This is a genomic window from Xenorhabdus sp. TS4 (genome assembly GCF_014467265.1).
GTDB lineage: Bacteria > Pseudomonadota > Gammaproteobacteria > Enterobacterales > Enterobacteriaceae > Xenorhabdus > Xenorhabdus ehlersii.
On sequence record NZ_NKHQ01000055.1, the window covers coordinates 24,062 to 40,484 of the forward strand.

Here is a 16,423-nt window from a genome sequence, read left to right on the forward strand (position 1 = left end):
TACCCCAATGGATCAGGTTTTTGATATAGCGAAATTTGATCTCGAACTGAGCCTGTTTGAGGAGAATGAGCAGATAGTTGGAGCACTGCATTACGCTACTGCACTTTTTGACCAGCCAACCATCGAGCGGCATATCGGGTACTTACATACAGTACTGCAAGCCATGGTAATTGACCATCAACAATGGGTCGGAGAAATCGATCTGCTGTCGGCGGTGGAACGTAAGTTATTACTGGAAACGTGGAATACAACTGAGACTACGTTTCCTGATACCTTACATATTCATCAGTTGTTTGAACAACAGGCAGCGAAAACCCCGCATGCAACGGCGCTCGTGTATGGAGAACAAAAATTCAGTTATGCGGAATTGAATCTCTGGGCTAATCGGCTGGCACATCAATTAATCACGCTGGGTATAACCCCTGATCAGCGGGTTGCGGTTTGTGTAACACGCTCACCGGCTATGGTGGCAGGACTGTTGGCTGTGTTGAAAGCGGGCGGAGCCTATGTGCCTCTGGATACTGATTATCCGGGTGAACGTCTGGCTTATATTCTGACGAATTCAGAGCCTGCTATCGTCTTAGCGGATAAGGCCGGACGTCTTGCTTTGGGTGAAAAAGCCATTGCTGATTTAACGGTACTCGATCCCAATGTGTTACCAGACCAGCCGGCGAACAATCTACAGATACTCAATCCACAGGTACTGGCCCTGACTCCACAGCATCTGGCGTATGTGATTTATACCTCTGGTTCTACCGGTACGCCAAAAGGCGTGATGGTAGAACATCAGCAATTGGTGCATCAAATTACTGCACTGAATCAAAAATGGTCCTTTAACACGTCTGATCGGGTATTGCAGTTCTGCAATCCTTCTTTTGATGTCTGCGCGTCAGAAATATTTTGCGCAATAACTCATGGTGCAAAACTCGTATTGCGGACAAATCAATGGACATCCAGTGCGCAGGAATTCTGGCGTCTGTGTGAACTTTATCAAATTAGTTATGTGTCAATTCCGGCTCAATTTTGGCGGGTAATGGCCGAGGCTAATGAAGCCGCTATCTATCAGGGCTTACGAGTCATGTGTATTGGTGGGGAAACGGTACCGTATCATGAATTAAAACACTGGTTATCTGTTCACCGAAAACGGCCTGTTTTGGCGAATTGCTATGGACCGACAGAAACGACAATTACCACGACGATTTCGTGCCTGAATGAAAACACAGAACAGGCCAATATCATTGGTCGGCCCCTTGCGAACACACGTGTTTACCTGCTGGACAATTATGGTCAGCCAGTGCCATTGGGAGCAATCGGTGAACTGTATATTGGTGGCACGGGTGTAGCTCGGGGTTATCTGAACCGTCCAGATCTGACGGCAGAACGTTTTCTGGTAGATCCATTTAGCCATCAACCGGGGGCTTGTATGTACCGTACCGGTGATTTGGCCCGTTATCTGCCGGACGGCAACCTGGTATTTGTCGGCCGCAATGACCAGCAGGTGAAAATCCGGGGTTTTCGCATTGAACCGGGTGAAATTGAAACCCGATTGGAAGAGCACCCTCTGGTACGTGAAGCGCTGGTATTAACCTTAGATGACGGGCAGGACAGACGTCTGGTGGCTTATGTGGTAGCGCACGCTAATGAGGGATTGTCTAATAGTTTGTATGCCTACTTGAGTACCCTTTTGCCAGATTATATGGTGCCAACAGCGTTTATACGACTGGATGCATTTCCATTGACGCCAAACGGAAAATTGGATCGGCAGGCATTACCTGCTATAAACAATGAAGCCTTTGTTCACCAGATTTACGAAGCCCCAAGAGGAAAACTGGAAACGACTTTAGCGGCTATCTGGCGGGAGTTATTGGGTGTTGAACAGGTAAGTCGATATGATAATTTCTTTGCATTAGGAGGTCATTCATTGCTGGCTGTACGGATGATAGAACGCTTGTGTCACCAAGACTTAACATTGACTGTGCGTGACCTGTTTCAGTCTCCGGTGTTGTTTGAGCTGGCTCAGTCATTAGATCAGCATCAGGTTGTGGAGGTGCCGCCTAATATCATTACTTCGCTAACCACGACGCTCATACCAGAGATGTTACCCCTGGTTGAACTGACTCAATCTGACATTGACTCTATTATTGAGCAAGTACCGGGTGGGCTTGCTAATATTCAGGATATCTATGCTTTGTCTCCGCTACAGGATGGTATCTTGTTCCACCACTTATTGGAAAATAAAGGTGATACCTACCTGTTGATCACTCAACAAGCTTTCGCTGATAGAGCCTTATTAGACCGTTATTTGACAGCAGTTCAACAGGTCGTTGATAGGCACGATATCCTGCGTACCACTTTTATCTGGGAAGGGTTATCGGTTCCGGTTCAGGTAGTCTGGCGTCAGGCTTCTTTATCCGTCACTGAACTGACATTAGATCCGGCTGATGGCCCGGTGAGTGAGCAACTGGCTCAACGCTTTGATCCACGTCACTATCGCCTTGATCTGAGGCAGGCACCGTTGTTGCGCTTTGTGGTTGCACAGGAAAAAAACGATGGGCGTTGGCTCTTGTTGAGGCATCAGCATCACTTGATCGGTGACCATACTACACTGGATGTGATGAATCGGGAAGTTCGGGCATATTTGTCTGGTGGAGAGAATCACCTGCCTGAGCCGGTTCCCTTCCGGAATTTGATTGCTCAGGCACGGATGGAAGCCAGTCAAGAAGAACATATTCATTTCTTTACCGATATGCTGCTTGAAGTCGAAGAGCCAACGTTACCGTTTGGACTAACGGAAGTGTATGGCAGTGATTTACAAATGACAGAATATCACCAGATGCTGACGTTTACTCTGAATGACAGCCTTCGTAATCAGGCCAGACGCCTGAACATCAGTTTAACGGCTTTATGTCACGTGGCTTGGGCACAGGTGTTATCACATACCAGTGGGCAGGAAAAGGTGGTATTTGGTACAGTGCTATTTGGACGTATGGCGGGAGGAAAAGGGACTGATAGTGGTATGGGGATGTTTATCAATACTTTGCCATTACGGTTGGATATAGATGAGACCTCCGTATGGGAGAGCGTACAGATAGCGCATAGCCGACTAGCTGGCTTGTTAGAGCATGAACATGCGTCATTGGCGATGGCTCAGCGTTGCAGTAGTTTACAGGGTGACGTTCCTCTCTTTAGTGCATTGCTAAACTACCGACATAATGTGTCGTCAACCACTTTCGATGAAATTATGGCTGATGTTGAATTTATTGATGCACAGGAGCGTACTAACTATCCATTAACGTTATCAGTAGAGGATCTGGGGGATGGTTTGGGCCTAACGGCCCAGATAGTACAGCCGCTTGATCCGAAACGGATATGCAGTTATATGCAACAAGCACTGGAAAGTTTAGTGGAAGCCCTTGAACAAGCGCCCAAAACCCCGATATGCACATTGGAAATTTTGCCACAAGCGGAACGAAATGTGTTGTTGGAAACCTGGGGTGTTACGAAGATAACCTATCCTAATACGTCATGTATTCATCAGTTATTTGAACAACAGGTGGAAAAAACCCCGGATGCTACGGCGTTAGTATATGAAGAACAAATTTTCAGTTATACCGAATTAAATATCCGAGCCAATCAGTTAGCTCATCGGCTGATTGCATTGGGTATAAAGCCAGATCAGAGGGTGGCAATTTGTGTTACACGTTCACCAGCCATGGTGGTGGGATTGCTGGCGGTGCTAAAAGCGGGAGGTGCCTATGTACCTCTAGATCCCGTTTATTCAAGTGAACGTTTGGTGCATATTTTGGCTAATACAGCCCCGTTAGTATTATTAGCGGACAGGATAGGGCAAGTAGCATTGGGCGGGAAACAGTTTGCTAATTTGGTGGTACTTGATCCGAATACGATTTTCGACCAGCAACAGATAGATAATCCATTGGTAGCAACACTGACACCACAGCACTTGGCGTATGTGATTTATACTTCGGGTTCGACTGGCATCCCGAAAGGGGTAATGGTGGAACATCAGGCTGTTTATCAACGTATTCTCGGTCTTAATGAGATCTACGCTGTCACAGAGCAAGACCGGATGCTGCAATTTTCATCATTTGCGTTTGATGCATCAATCGAAGAAATTTTCGCATCGTTATGTAATGGAGCTACGTTGGTGATACGTAATGATAGCTGGTTATCTTCCGTACAAGAATTTATTTCTTTAGTCCGGCAGTACCGTATCACGACCATGTCATTACCGACCCTGTTTTGGTCTGAACTGGCAGCCAGAAATAATACATTGCAATTACCGGATTGCCTTCGATTAATCATTATTGGTGGCGAGGCGGTGAAAAAACGGTCTATTCAGGATTGGTTTGCACAGGAAACCCATTACCTACAGTTATTAAATACTTATGGTCCTACTGAAAATACCGTGATTGCGACTTGTCAGGAGATATTCTCGCCAGAGGATACTCGTTCAATTGGTCAGCCGATAAGTAATACTTGTATTTATTTGCTGAATAAATATGGGCAATCCGTGCCATTAGGTTGCATTGGAGAAATATATATTGGTGGAGCGGGTGTAGCACGTGGGTATCTGAACCAACCAGAACTGACGTCTGAACGTTTTCTGCCAGATCCATTTAGTAATAAACCTGATGCACGGATGTATCGGACCGGAGATTTGGCGCGTTATTTGCCGGATGGTAATCTAGAATTCTTGGGACGCAATGACTATCAGATCAAAATCCGAGGCTTCCGGGTAGAGCCTGGAGAAATTGAAACCATACTGACAAAGCATTCGGCAGTGAATGACGCCGTGGTACTGGTATTGGGAGAAGGGCTGAAGCAGCGTCTGGTTGCCTATGTCGTAGCAGACTCCGATGACGAGTTGGTTAATCATCTGCGCGATTACGTGAGTGCTCTTTTACCTGACTATATGGTGCCGGCAGCCTTTGTCCATTTGGAAACACTGCCGTTAACACCAAATGGCAAGCTGGATCGCCGCTCGTTGCCGATACCGGGCGAAGAGGAATTTGCTCGTCAGGTGTATGAAGCACCACAAGGAGAGACGGAAATTACTCTTGCAGCAATTTGGCAGGAGTTGCTGAACGTTGAGCAGGTGGGACGGTATGATAATTTCTTCGTATTGGGTGGTCATTCGTTACTTGCTATGAGAATGATAAACCTTGCAACAAAACGGGGTCTGTGTTGTACATTGAATGCGCTGTTCCAATTCCCAGGGCTGGCAGAACTGGCTGCAAAAATTATATCAGACGGGTTGTCTCAGCCACAAAACAGGGCCGTTACTGTACGTTCTGGTGGAATACTGCCACCTTTATTCTTTGTTCCTACTGGGATAGGTGATTATTCCTATGCTTTCGGGGTGACTGAACATATCCAGTCAGGTTGTCCGATTTATGCCTTACCCTGGCCTGCTATGAATGAGGAACTGATATCGACAATGGAAATGCTGGCCACCAGAGTGATCACCTTTATGAAAGCCGTTCAGCCTGAAGGTCCATACAGGATATGTGGTTACTCTTCTGGTGGGATATTGGCTTATGCTATTGCTCAGCAACTGTTGAATAGTGGTGATAACGTCAATTTCCTCGGACTGATTGATACATATGCTCCTCACTGTTTCAGAGAACAGGGAACTCAAAAATATCAATTCCTAGCAGAATTGGAAAGGCAACCAGGCAACAAACACACTGAAACGATAGCGGCATTGTATCCACAAGTAGATGAATTAACTTGGGTACAATTAATTGAGTTCGCACAGAAATTAGGTTTATATCCCTCAAATTTGCGTTCAGATGTAGCTGCAAAACAGATGGAGCAGAGAGAAAATTATGCGCAAATAGTTAAAGATTATGTACCAACTGCATTAACAGTGACGTTACATCAGTTCTATGCGATGGATACTTCTGCTTTTATACCTTCATCTATGTCAGTTTCTACAGATTCCGAACAGACGTCTTTAATTATGGACTGTTCATTGGGATGGAGTGAAGTAATGCCAGCTTCTTTAATGCGATTGATTGCTATACCTGGTAATCATTCCAGTTTATTTGAGGAGAAAGAAAATAGAACTGTTTTATCTCAGGCGCTCAATATGGCGTTAGCAAGGTAAGAATCCGGTGATCCCACCTTATTTTTATTCGATAAAGTAAGGTGGGATTTCATCTGTATAAATTAGATCCGTTTGCCTTGATTATGTAACCTTCACGCGATGCTCAACTTTAACATCTTATAACGTTGGCTTGTTGAAGCCAGTCGCGTTGATTTTTACCTAGTTTAAAATTGGCAAAAATACCCAACGTGTGAGCAAGCAGTTTTCTGGCAATTCGATTACTCAAATGCCACAAATCCCGTGCCCAGCACTTCTCGATAGCAAATTGTCCCGCGAGTTGACCAATCACCGTTTCAATTAAACGGCGTTTGGCGTTAATGACCCTTCTCGTTTTTCTGGGGATGGGATCATCCATATTGGCCCGCACAGGGGTAATCATTTCAATACCCTCTGCCTTCATTTCCTGTTTAAATTCAACGCCTAAATATCCTTTATCACCCAGCAAACAGCCTTTTATCGAGCCGATCACATCCCAGGTTGCTTCACGCTCACTGACATTGGCAGGCGTCAGTGTAAACCCGGTTACCACGCCGATTTCGTCTATCATGAGATGTCCTTTGAAGCCGTAGTCAGTTTCGTTTTTAGCGGCGCAGTACCCATAATCGGCTTGTCCTTTGAAGTTGGCACAGCCTTTTGCTCTTTTGAATCCACAGACGGGCAGCGGAAATCCGTCGATAATATGTACCGGCCTGTCGAGCGCACCCAATAACATCGCCAGCTTCTCTTGCAGTTTTTGTTTTACAACCCAAAGATTCGAGGCCTGTTTAGCAAAATTGGCGCGTGAACCTAGCCCCGGAAACCATTCACGCCAGTGGCCATTAAAGTACGTCCAAATGCCTTTATCTGTTGAAAATCCTAAAAATTCACCCACCACTTCCATCGTGATGGCTTCTGCATCGCTCAGTTTAGGCGGATATCCCCGGCTTCTGAATCGCCTACCTTGCTGTAACTGCGTTAAATTGTCATCTACCCAACAAAACACCCAAATGATAAAATCTTGCTGTGACATAGCCTTTTGTTCCTTTATTTCTCTATTTTTGACGACTTAAAGTTATAAAGGAGCGGCTATGTCATTTCAACTCACCATAAAAGTCGAGCATCGCGTTAACCTTCATTGTAATTTAGTGAAGCAGACTATGTGTGCAAAGCGAACATTAAAATCTAATATACAACACTAGCTGTTTAAAAGACATTATTATTCATTGTATTACAAAAAAACCTGTAGAATAAATGTTCATTTTCTGTCTTGTTAATACCAATTTTGATTTCGCTATATTTATTGCGCCAGTTTTACCTGTGAATTATAAATAGGGAATTCTTGTACTTTGCCTATCCATTAGAGCATGTATCGCAAAGAGCGTTGAACGCGACTCTGTTTCTCATGATCACTAACACGTTTTGGGGCATAAACGTGTTAGACCAAACGGCCTGAATGGGTCACCGCGTATTGACAGGCTCTCTCTGACGCCCAAAAATTCCGTCGTGCTCCTGACATTATTTTTTTTCCCGGAAAATGAATTACCCATTGACCTGATGATTTCTGTTTATTAGCGTAGTCAGACTTATCCATGATCCGGTCGCTTGTGAGGATCACCTTCGGGCAGCGACAGCAACACTCCTGTAGCCTGCAAGGGAGTACACTACGGTGTGGTACATCTGCGCCCCTTTGGAAGCAGATATCGTCAGTCTGATGACGATGAAGGTCGCTTAATCTTATCCATGATGGCCAACCGGCCAGTCACCCAACGGGGAACACATTTCCCATTGGGTCAGGTGTTCTCCGTTGTTTTTATCAGGAGAATACCATGCAACAAAATACTCCCCCGGCCACGGTGCACACTGTGCCCCCGGCTGAATTATCCCCTTTTGCTGAAATTTTTCCTCACACCGGTTCACTGGAACTGATGTTGCTGGAGCACACGTTCATTAAAGCTGCTGCCGGTCTGTGTGACGATGACCGGTGTGACCGATGGCAGTATCGGAAGGTGTCAGACCGCGTCGCCTATATCGTGCCCATGCGGCCGGATTCCTCTGGGGTCAATGTGAGTACGACGGACTTTAAAGGTGAAGTCTCCGCCGATGCCTTTGGACTGATGGTGACACTGAGCGTATTGAGTTATCTGACTGACCTGATGAAGCTGGACGGATATGCTGAGCGGTTTTGCGCCCTGCGTGAATATGCGCGGCAGCATCCTCAGGCTCAGTGTATCCGGGCGGCTCTGGGTTTAAAGGGAGAACGTGATGCCGGATAATGAACTGATGCTGCTGGACAGCCTGGCCCTGTCGGTCGTGTTTCCCGACAAAACTCCACTGGAACGGTTGTTTCTGGGATTCCTGCTGGCGAATACCGCCTCACAGTTGTGTGGTGAATATCGTCCTGAGCAGTGGCGCAGCCGGAACGTGTCTGATTCCCTGACGTATATGATCCCCACCGCGGCAAAAACCTATTCGGTTTATCTGCCGGAGACGAAATTAACTGCCACGTTATCTGCGGATGCGTTTGGTCTGGCCGTCACCGCGATTGTGTTTGCCCGTATTGCTGAGTTAGATGAACCGAATGCCGATGCGTTCCGGTTCTGCGAACTGCACGAATACGCGCTGCACCACCCGGAAACCGGGCTGATACGTGCCGTACTGGCGTTAAAGCCCAAAGAGGACATCACCTTCCACGAACCTTGCTGTGGTGCGGCCTGTATGATGCTGGCAGCCGCAGAGGTATTAAGAGAGCAGGGACATGATCCGTTGTCCAGTATGTGGGTGTCTGCGATTGATATTGATCCGCTGGCAGCGGTGATGGCGTATATCCAACTTTCCCTGACCGGTATTCCGGCGGCGGTCACGATCGGTGATGTGCTGAATGATCCCGGCAGCCAACGAACCCGCTACACACCGGCCCATTATCTGGGCAACTGGTCTGGTCGCAGCGTTTGCAGGACTATGAACACGCGGCCTGAAACCTGATTTTTCTTTCTTTCATATGCGCCTTTCGGGGCGCTTTTTTTATATTTAAATGACGTTAATGAACTGATTTATGATGAAAATTAAGCGGATTCAGTAAGTCGGTTAATGGATGAAGCGAGTCAGTTTAATTTTCATTTCCGTAAAAAGAGTTTCGCCTTGTTTCCGATTGGGATCCACCGACACTGGGGCCAAATTTGAAAAGGAGAAAAGTGATGTTTACACGTTTTAAATCGCATTTTACCCGCTCGCCAACGTCACAGAAAAAATCATCAGGGCAAAAAACGAGCGAGGCTTGTGATAACGGGGACTATTTCCGGCCACAATCAGTGGATGCGTTGCTGGCAACGCCCTTGCGCCGTCAGTGCCTGCAACAATTATGGCAAAACAGTACGCTGCCTGAAGGGTTGTATCAGCGTTTTTATCTCGCCCCGATTAAACAATTATTGGGCAGTGTTCAGCAGATACCTGCCTCTCCAGAAGGAAAATGGTCAGTCAGTGGCGGATTTGCTGACCTGACACTGCAATTTACCACTTGTGCCGTGCGGTTAGCGAAGGGACATTTGTTGCCGCCGGGTGTGGCACCGGAAACGCAGGCCGCACAGGGTGTCTTATGGCAGGCGGTGGTGTTCTGGGCGGCGTTGTTTTACCACCTGCCTTTGTTGCGGCAGCTCGAAGGGGAGCTGGAAGACGGGCAGGTCTGGCAACCGGGCATCGGTATTCCCGACAAACCGTTTCGTTTCCGTTTTCGCGCCCCGGAGAACATACCGTCGGCTCCGCAGGAAGTGTTGCTGGCCGCCTGTCTGTTACCGGAAAAAGCCATGATGTGGCTGGTGACTGTACCGGAAGTCTGGCACTGTCTGATGTTGCACCTCAATGGCCGCCCCTCCAGCGTTCCGCTGATAGATACCTTGCTTCAGGATGCGGCCGGACAGCTCCATTCCCCTTTGCAGGTGAAACCGGTGACGGAGACCGTGTTCTCTACTGAAGACAACCCTGTGCCGGAAACGACAGTGCGGACTCCCGCCAGTGACATAACCCCACCGCCCACCGCTCCCTCTGACGATACGCTGACATTATTGTCATTATTTCAGTCACCGGATGAATCTTCACCACAAAATCAGGGAAAAAATCATCATCACGGTCCGAAACTGACCAAACAGCCGGGACGGGAGAAAGAAAGTATTGCCACTGACAGTCACCCACATTCATCATTTAAAAGTAAATAATTTAAAGGGTTATGTGTATTTTATTGCCGTGAATTGTTTTTGGACAGGAAACGGCAGGATGAACCGAGGAAAAAATAACATGTTGAATACAGCAGAAACGCTCAGTTGGGAAGAGCTATTAGAAGAGTACTTTTTTTCACATATCCTGCGACCGGATACCGAATGGAGTTATCGCAAGGTCACACGGGGTTTTATCCGGTTTATGGGAGAAGCCACCTCACCGGCACAGGTTATTCACCGGGATGTGCTGCGGTGGCGGCGTCACCTTCTGGTAGAAAAAAAGCAGTCGAGTCATACCTGGAATAATAAGGTGGCTCATCTGCGGGCGATTTTTAATTTCGGCATAGAGCGAAAACTGCTGCCTCACACCGAAAATCCGTTTAACAACGCCGTGGCTAAAAAAGAGAAGAAAAAGAAGAAGATTTTGAGCCAATCGCAGATAAACCGCATTAATCTGTTGATGGGCAAGTTTGCTGAGGAAGAAAGCATCGAGATGCCCCCACGGGGAGGGCGTTGTGCCCTGTATCCGACCTGGTATTGGTCAACAGTGCTGGCGACATTGCGCTTTACAGGAATGCGTCAGAACCAGTTACTGCACCTGCGGCTGCGGGATATCAATCTGGACAATAATTATATTGAACTGGGGCTGGAAGGCAGTAAAAACCACAGTGAATGGGAAATACCGATCATTCCGCCGCTTAAACTCCGGCTGACAAAATTAGTGGAAAGGGCAGTTGCTGCCGGTGCGAAAGCCCACGATCCGATTTTCGATCTCAGCCGGTTGGGTGTCCCGCACCCAAGCCGGCTTTCCCGTTATCAATACGATATCAACCGGGAAAAACAACAGCTCCGTTCTTTCTTTCGCCGGCTGTCCAAAGAGTGTGATTTTGCGGTCTCGCCTCACCGTTTCCGTCATACGTTGGCGACGACCCTGATGAAATCACCGGATCGTAATCTGCCGCTGGTGAAACGATTATTGGGGCACCGTAATGTGGCGACTACGATGGAATACATTGATCTTGATATGGAAGTGACGGGCAAAGCGCTGGAGCGGGAACTGGGGTTGTATACTGATTTTGTTGATGAGCATGCCGATGAGAATGAATAAAACGGCGTAAAAAAGACAGGGCAGGTCTCAGACAGGATTGAGGTGGAGGTGTGAGTGAACTGCCCTGCATCAATAGGGATGGTATGAAAAATGGCTAATATCGATCCGGCATCCCGTAAAGTTTTTCCCTTACTTGACATCAGAATCAATTACTGAAATCATTACCTTAAACGAGAAAAGGGTAACTGTTAAAACAGCCACCCTGTAATCTTGTCTTAAATGTTCTTTTCAACTAAACAGTACAAATTGAACTGACTAGGATTCAACATTTAATTAACGATTGATTCTTTTTCGCGCTTTTGTCAGGAAATTTAACAACCTAGGACAAACCCGCATGGAAACTTGGTGCCGGAGGCGGAATCGAAAAACATTATAACTTGTTGAATAATAAAAGCCTATAACCTTGCCTTCCTTTTATGCCCCTTTTAATGCCCTAGATTTTTTTGCTTGCTTTTTCTTTCATATCTGACTGATTTTTATTATTTATATCACTAATTGTGTGCTTTTTGATCATCTTAAAGCAAAAAAGCCGTGAGGGTTAAAAATGGTCAAATTGGGCTGCCATTTTACGCTCAGGGCTTGATATAAAAAATTCTCATTTTTACGACATCGATCACAAATTGAAGCGGGTTATTCCTGTGGTTTACTGCGAGCCTTACGCTCAACTAATCGACCATAACTATCGAAATAACGACTTGGCCAGATTTCTGAGGGATGGATGCCAAGATAATCTGCGATTATCCATTCGCCTTTAGGCCACTGTCTGCTGAGTGCGTTTGCTAATGTTGATGAACTGAGTCCCGTCTCACGGGAGAGCGCCGCTAAGGTTGTACCGCGTTTACGTAATGCTGCGATGATATCGGCCTGATGCCAGTCATTTTGAACATTGTTGTTATTCATTCCTGCTACCCCTTCCATTAATTAATATTGATGGTGGCGATTCAGACAGGGTTAGCAGACCGGCGCTTACTCCGGCGAGACGTGAGTCTCCCCTGCCTGAACCGCCATAGAAAAGGCGTATGCAGGCACACTGGTAAAGATTCTTACCAGTGTATAAGCGCACAAGGCTGCTAAACCTTGACCATTGGATTGTGCCAATGGCGGGAATACTTTAACTGATTGCTTTAGCTTACTCAATAACTGAACGGCTAAGTTTAACGGCTATAACTCCCCTCATGAGCGCACAAACTCAGGGGAGAATACGGACGGCTAAATCAATCTTTGTTGTTTATTCTCGTTCGTAATCGTTTCGCTGTCCGTATTTCCCCTTTGTTTTTCAGACTAATTTTACTCATTTAGAAACATTTTCCCTGCGTGTCGGTTAGGTTCACCGTTCCGTGGTGCGTCAGATAATGTGTATACAGGGCGAGGATTTCGGTGAGTTATTGCAGGAGTTCGCTACGTGCTCTGCACGGCGGTGGAGTACTCCCCGTTCAGTGCCTGATTCAATCAGGATGAACGCCTCATTATTCGTGACGTGTGATATCTCCTTTCTTTACTGCATCGGCCTATTACAAGGCGGTGAGTGAAAAACAAACGAAATAAGTGAATTAAGGCAGAAAAATGCCAATGAAAAGTGGTTTCACTGAGTAATACGAGGTTCAAATCGGTCGTAAAGCCAGACCGGACGTGTTCTGGACGTTGACGCTTGGCCGCGTCACTTGGTAATCGCTACGCTTTAACGCAAGTGACGCCGCGTAGTTTTCAGGACGTTTATCGAGCATTTAATCAGCGTATAGGTAAAAATCGTACAGAATAAATTGAGATTGTGAATATGGCAGGAGCTATTGCTCTGCATGAATGAAAAGCCGGTGCATAACGAGACCGGGAAACTTTCACCGCTAGACGATAGGTTAGGTGTCCGGCGATATCTACTTCCAAAAGTGTGCAGATGTACCGCAATTATGCTCTCCCTTTCAGGCTACAGGAGTTTTTCGCCACCAAATGGATGATCCTTGCAGACGATGAATCATTAATAAATAGGTTATACTGTATCGGTTGAATTGAGCGGGGTCAAATTTTTTTCAATGATGGGGAGTGGAAAAAGCACCATTATTTTTTGATGGAAATGACTTAGCCTTTGTTAATAATCTCAACATACTTTTGGTCTTTATAAGATTATCATTCCACTACACACCATTTTTATTAAATTAGCATCGATGATTTGATTATATTTTCATAATGCAAAAATTCAATCACACTAATATTTATTTATCATAGGTATAAAATTCGAAATGTTGAGTTAATCTACCAGTTTCCATAGAGTCACCAAAAATTCCAGTGGATCCATGAAACACTCTGGCCATAATAATTACAGCACGATTAAATCGCATTGGAATTTCACCAATTTTATCCCAATTATTATCATCCTTAAAGTATGAAAGAACTCTCTTATGAAAATCATCGCCAACGGTAGGGAATCCTTTACTTTGAATTACAGTTTTATTAAAAAAAACCTCTCCTGTTTTTTTATGTTTATAAAAAGCAACCCCTCCTTGGCAAAGAACGTTAGGTGTTAGATATATAATTCCTGAATATTTCTGTTGATCTACATGGACATTATCTAGACGTTTTTTATTATCATTTGCAACAGCAATGCGAAATTTTCCCTGTGCAAATCCATCCGATTTAGGACAGGGGGCACTGACATCTTCATTTATGTATGACATGAGAGTATTTCTAACTATTTCCCAATTTCGTTCAGATGTAGCCTCCATTCCTGGATACGTAGCTCCATTTTTTTGTTTATAATCAAGTGAAAGTGCATGCTTTCTGATTTCAATGGGATTATGATAAAAATCATCGATTACAATAATACTTTGTGATTTTAACATTTTATCACTCCAAAATTAAGAAACACTAATTGCTTTGGGAAAACTAACATGTGTGATTTTTACATTGAAAAAATAATTATAATTAATCTTCAAATACAAAAGAATTCAATACATGATCTTGCCATACTCCATTTATCTTAAGATATGATTTGGCATAACCTTCTTTAATAAACCCAATTCGTTGTAATAAATGAGCACATCTATCATTAGTTGGAAGGTGATTAGCCATTACGCGATGTAGTTGATATTTATTTCTGATATGTTTTAATGATTCTGTTAAAACTTCACGCATCACACCTTTACCCTCAAAACTAGTATCAATTGAGAAACCAAGGTGGCATGCTTGAAAAACCCCAAAAACGAAATTAGTAAAATTGATATTCCCAACTATATCTGATGAATTTTTGGGAGTAAATACAAGTGAGACTCCTTTATTTTTCTCTTGCAGATTCACAGTTGCTCGAATACGCTTTTTTACTTCATTTAATTCGTAATATTCGTAAGTCCTTAATGGCTCAAATGGAGCTAATCTATCTTTATTATTCACCAAATACTTCTGAAAGGCATTAGCCATTTCCTCATTGAAGTAGTGAACATCCATTTGTTTTGTACTAAATGATGTAATATAATTACTTTTATGCATAATATTTTCCTATTAATTGCGTAATTAAGAATGGTTGCTAGGGTTATGTGAAATTAATTAGTGAAACAAATAGTCATAATAAAATAGTTCCTCAAGAAAAAATATATACTTAAATATTGAGAGCGATAAGTAACATGCTATTGTTATACTCTATAAATTAGTTTAAGTATAGTCAAAATTATATTTAATTCATTGAATTAAAAACAGAATTTTCAGTATCTATTTGTGGGGTGGTTTTTATATAGAACGTCAAAAGTCCTCCTATCAGTGCAATCACTGCTATTTCTAACAAGATATATTGTGCAGGCTCTGCACCAATACCAGTAAAGGTTAAATAGACAGAATAAGCACCATATAATATAATTACAGTACCTGTTATGAGACTCAAAGAAAAGGCTCGGATTTCCTCAGGTAAGCGAGAAAGAAAATTACTGATCGCCACGTCTTGACCAATAGTCACGGTCGTTCTAAAAAACAAAACATACAAAGTTAATGCTAAAATTCCGTTGAAATAAAGATAAAGAAGATAACAAAGTCCTGAGAGTAACATCAAACTGACGAAAGAAATCATAATCATCGTATTATCTGAGAACTTTGCTGCTACACGTGGAACTATCACACCTTTAATATAATGAGCTACATCAAATGATATAATAAAAAAAAATAAAGGAATTAGATAATCTATTTCAACCTGAATTATATTGTATTCTCTGAATTCAGAAATCATGAGATAGGTATGAACATGAATCATAGAGAAATTTAGAAGAATTATTACTATAGAAAGTTTCAAAAAAATCAAAAATTGGGTATGTGATAATTCACGCATATATAAAATAAAGTGACGTAATGTACTTTTACGCCTGATGTGATCGTTCTTTTTTCCGAGATTTTCATGCATACCACTCAACTGAGGAAAACACCATAGCCATATCCCTAAACCAATAAACATTATAGTTGGAATAAATAATATAATTTCAGCATGTCCTATAGTCCGGTAAAGCACTAATAATAGCAATAAAAAAAGAACAGGAACGATAGAAACAATTTCTTTACCATATCGTTGGGAAAGTAGAAGTGCTTTTGTACGTAGAGTGCTCTCTTCACCATGTTTAATGATTTGATAATCAATCAAATCCTGTAACATTGCTTGATAAGCACCAGAAATCAAAGACATCGCGATGGCACTTAAAAAAGAACTGATAATAAGTAATGTAATTTGATTATTGATATTATCTGCCGTTGCGAGTGAATAGTACAATATAAGTAGGGCGATAGCACTAAACCAGTTCCCTAAAGCAACTGTTTTAAAATGACCTAATCTATCAGCCAGTAATCCAGAAGGAACTTCAAGGAAGAGAGATGAATAGAATGCAATAGAAACACGTAATGAAACCGCTGTACCAAACATACCACCTAAGCTTCCGACTAATAAATGACTAATTTGATTTGATGTTGATTGCATTGCACGCGATATGCTATCTAGATAACCTATGTTTTTTAACCAATTTTGATTTTTCATTT

At 43.7% G+C, this 16,423-nt stretch carries 11 protein-coding genes; 5 read left to right on the top strand and 6 right to left on the bottom strand.

All coding sequences use genetic code 11. The annotated features are described in order from the left end of the window. The first annotated feature begins 7 nt into the window (after positions 1–7). On the top strand, positions 8–6,130 hold the full coding sequence (locus Xets_RS28695) for a non-ribosomal peptide synthetase (RefSeq protein WP_187651871.1): 6,123 nt from the start codon (positions 8–10) through the stop codon (positions 6,128–6,130). Between the two features lie 109 nt (positions 6,131–6,239). Here the strand turns inward: Xets_RS28695 and Xets_RS13495 are convergent, their stop codons facing one another. Continuing rightward, entirely contained in the window at positions 6,240–7,139 is a 900-nt protein-coding gene (locus Xets_RS13495) for an IS982 family transposase (protein ID WP_187651872.1), read from the bottom strand. Positions 7,140–7,971: 832 nt separating this feature from the next. On the opposite strand from Xets_RS13495, the gene Xets_RS13500 reads away from it, so the two are divergent. The 4 genes from Xets_RS13500 to Xets_RS13520 all read left to right on the top strand — a co-directional run bounded on the left by Xets_RS13500 (position 7,972) and on the right by Xets_RS13520 (position 11,425). After that, positions 7,972–8,382 (top strand): antirestriction protein, encoded by a 411-nt coding sequence (locus Xets_RS13500; RefSeq protein WP_370588243.1) that lies wholly within the window; start codon positions 7,972–7,974, stop codon positions 8,380–8,382. Next, complete coding sequence (locus tag Xets_RS24725; RefSeq protein WP_255430641.1) at positions 8,372–9,091, top strand: antirestriction protein; 720 nt, start codon at positions 8,372–8,374, stop codon at positions 9,089–9,091. The genes Xets_RS13500 and Xets_RS24725 overlap by 11 nt, the downstream gene beginning before the upstream one ends. 212 nt (positions 9,092–9,303) lie before the next feature. Continuing rightward, positions 9,304–10,317 carry a TraI domain-containing protein gene (locus tag Xets_RS13515; protein WP_187651874.1) on the top strand — a complete coding sequence of 338 codons (1,014 nt, stop codon included), beginning with the start codon at positions 9,304–9,306 and terminating at the stop codon, positions 10,315–10,317. Between the two features lie 79 nt (positions 10,318–10,396). After that, positions 10,397–11,425: a site-specific integrase gene (locus tag Xets_RS13520; protein WP_187651875.1), complete on the top strand. Its 1,029-nt coding sequence runs from the start codon at positions 10,397–10,399 to the stop codon at positions 11,423–11,425. 630 nt (positions 11,426–12,055) lie between these two features. On the opposite strand, the gene Xets_RS13525 is transcribed toward Xets_RS13520, so the two are convergent. The 5 genes from Xets_RS13525 to Xets_RS13540 form a co-directional block, all read right to left on the bottom strand. Continuing rightward, entirely contained in the window at positions 12,056–12,325 is a 270-nt protein-coding gene (locus Xets_RS13525) for a helix-turn-helix transcriptional regulator (RefSeq protein ID WP_187651876.1), read from the bottom strand. A 66-nt stretch (positions 12,326–12,391) separates the two neighbouring features. Next, on the bottom strand, positions 12,392–12,562 hold the full coding sequence (locus tag Xets_RS22600; protein WP_167450541.1) for a hypothetical protein: 171 nt from the start codon (positions 12,560–12,562) through the stop codon (positions 12,392–12,394). Between the two features lie 1,070 nt (positions 12,563–13,632). Then, on the bottom strand, positions 13,633–14,259 hold the full coding sequence (locus Xets_RS13530; RefSeq protein WP_099130991.1) for a DUF6445 family protein: 627 nt from the start codon (positions 14,257–14,259) through the stop codon (positions 13,633–13,635). 82 nt (positions 14,260–14,341) lie between these two features. Then, positions 14,342–14,902, bottom strand: coding sequence for a GNAT family N-acetyltransferase (locus Xets_RS13535; protein ID WP_222941604.1), 561 nt, complete (start codon positions 14,900–14,902; stop codon positions 14,342–14,344). Between the two features lie 184 nt (positions 14,903–15,086). Further along, complete coding sequence (locus Xets_RS13540; RefSeq protein ID WP_187651877.1) at positions 15,087–16,421, bottom strand: MFS transporter; 1,335 nt, start codon at positions 16,419–16,421, stop codon at positions 15,087–15,089. Positions 16,422–16,423: the final 2 nt, after the last annotated feature.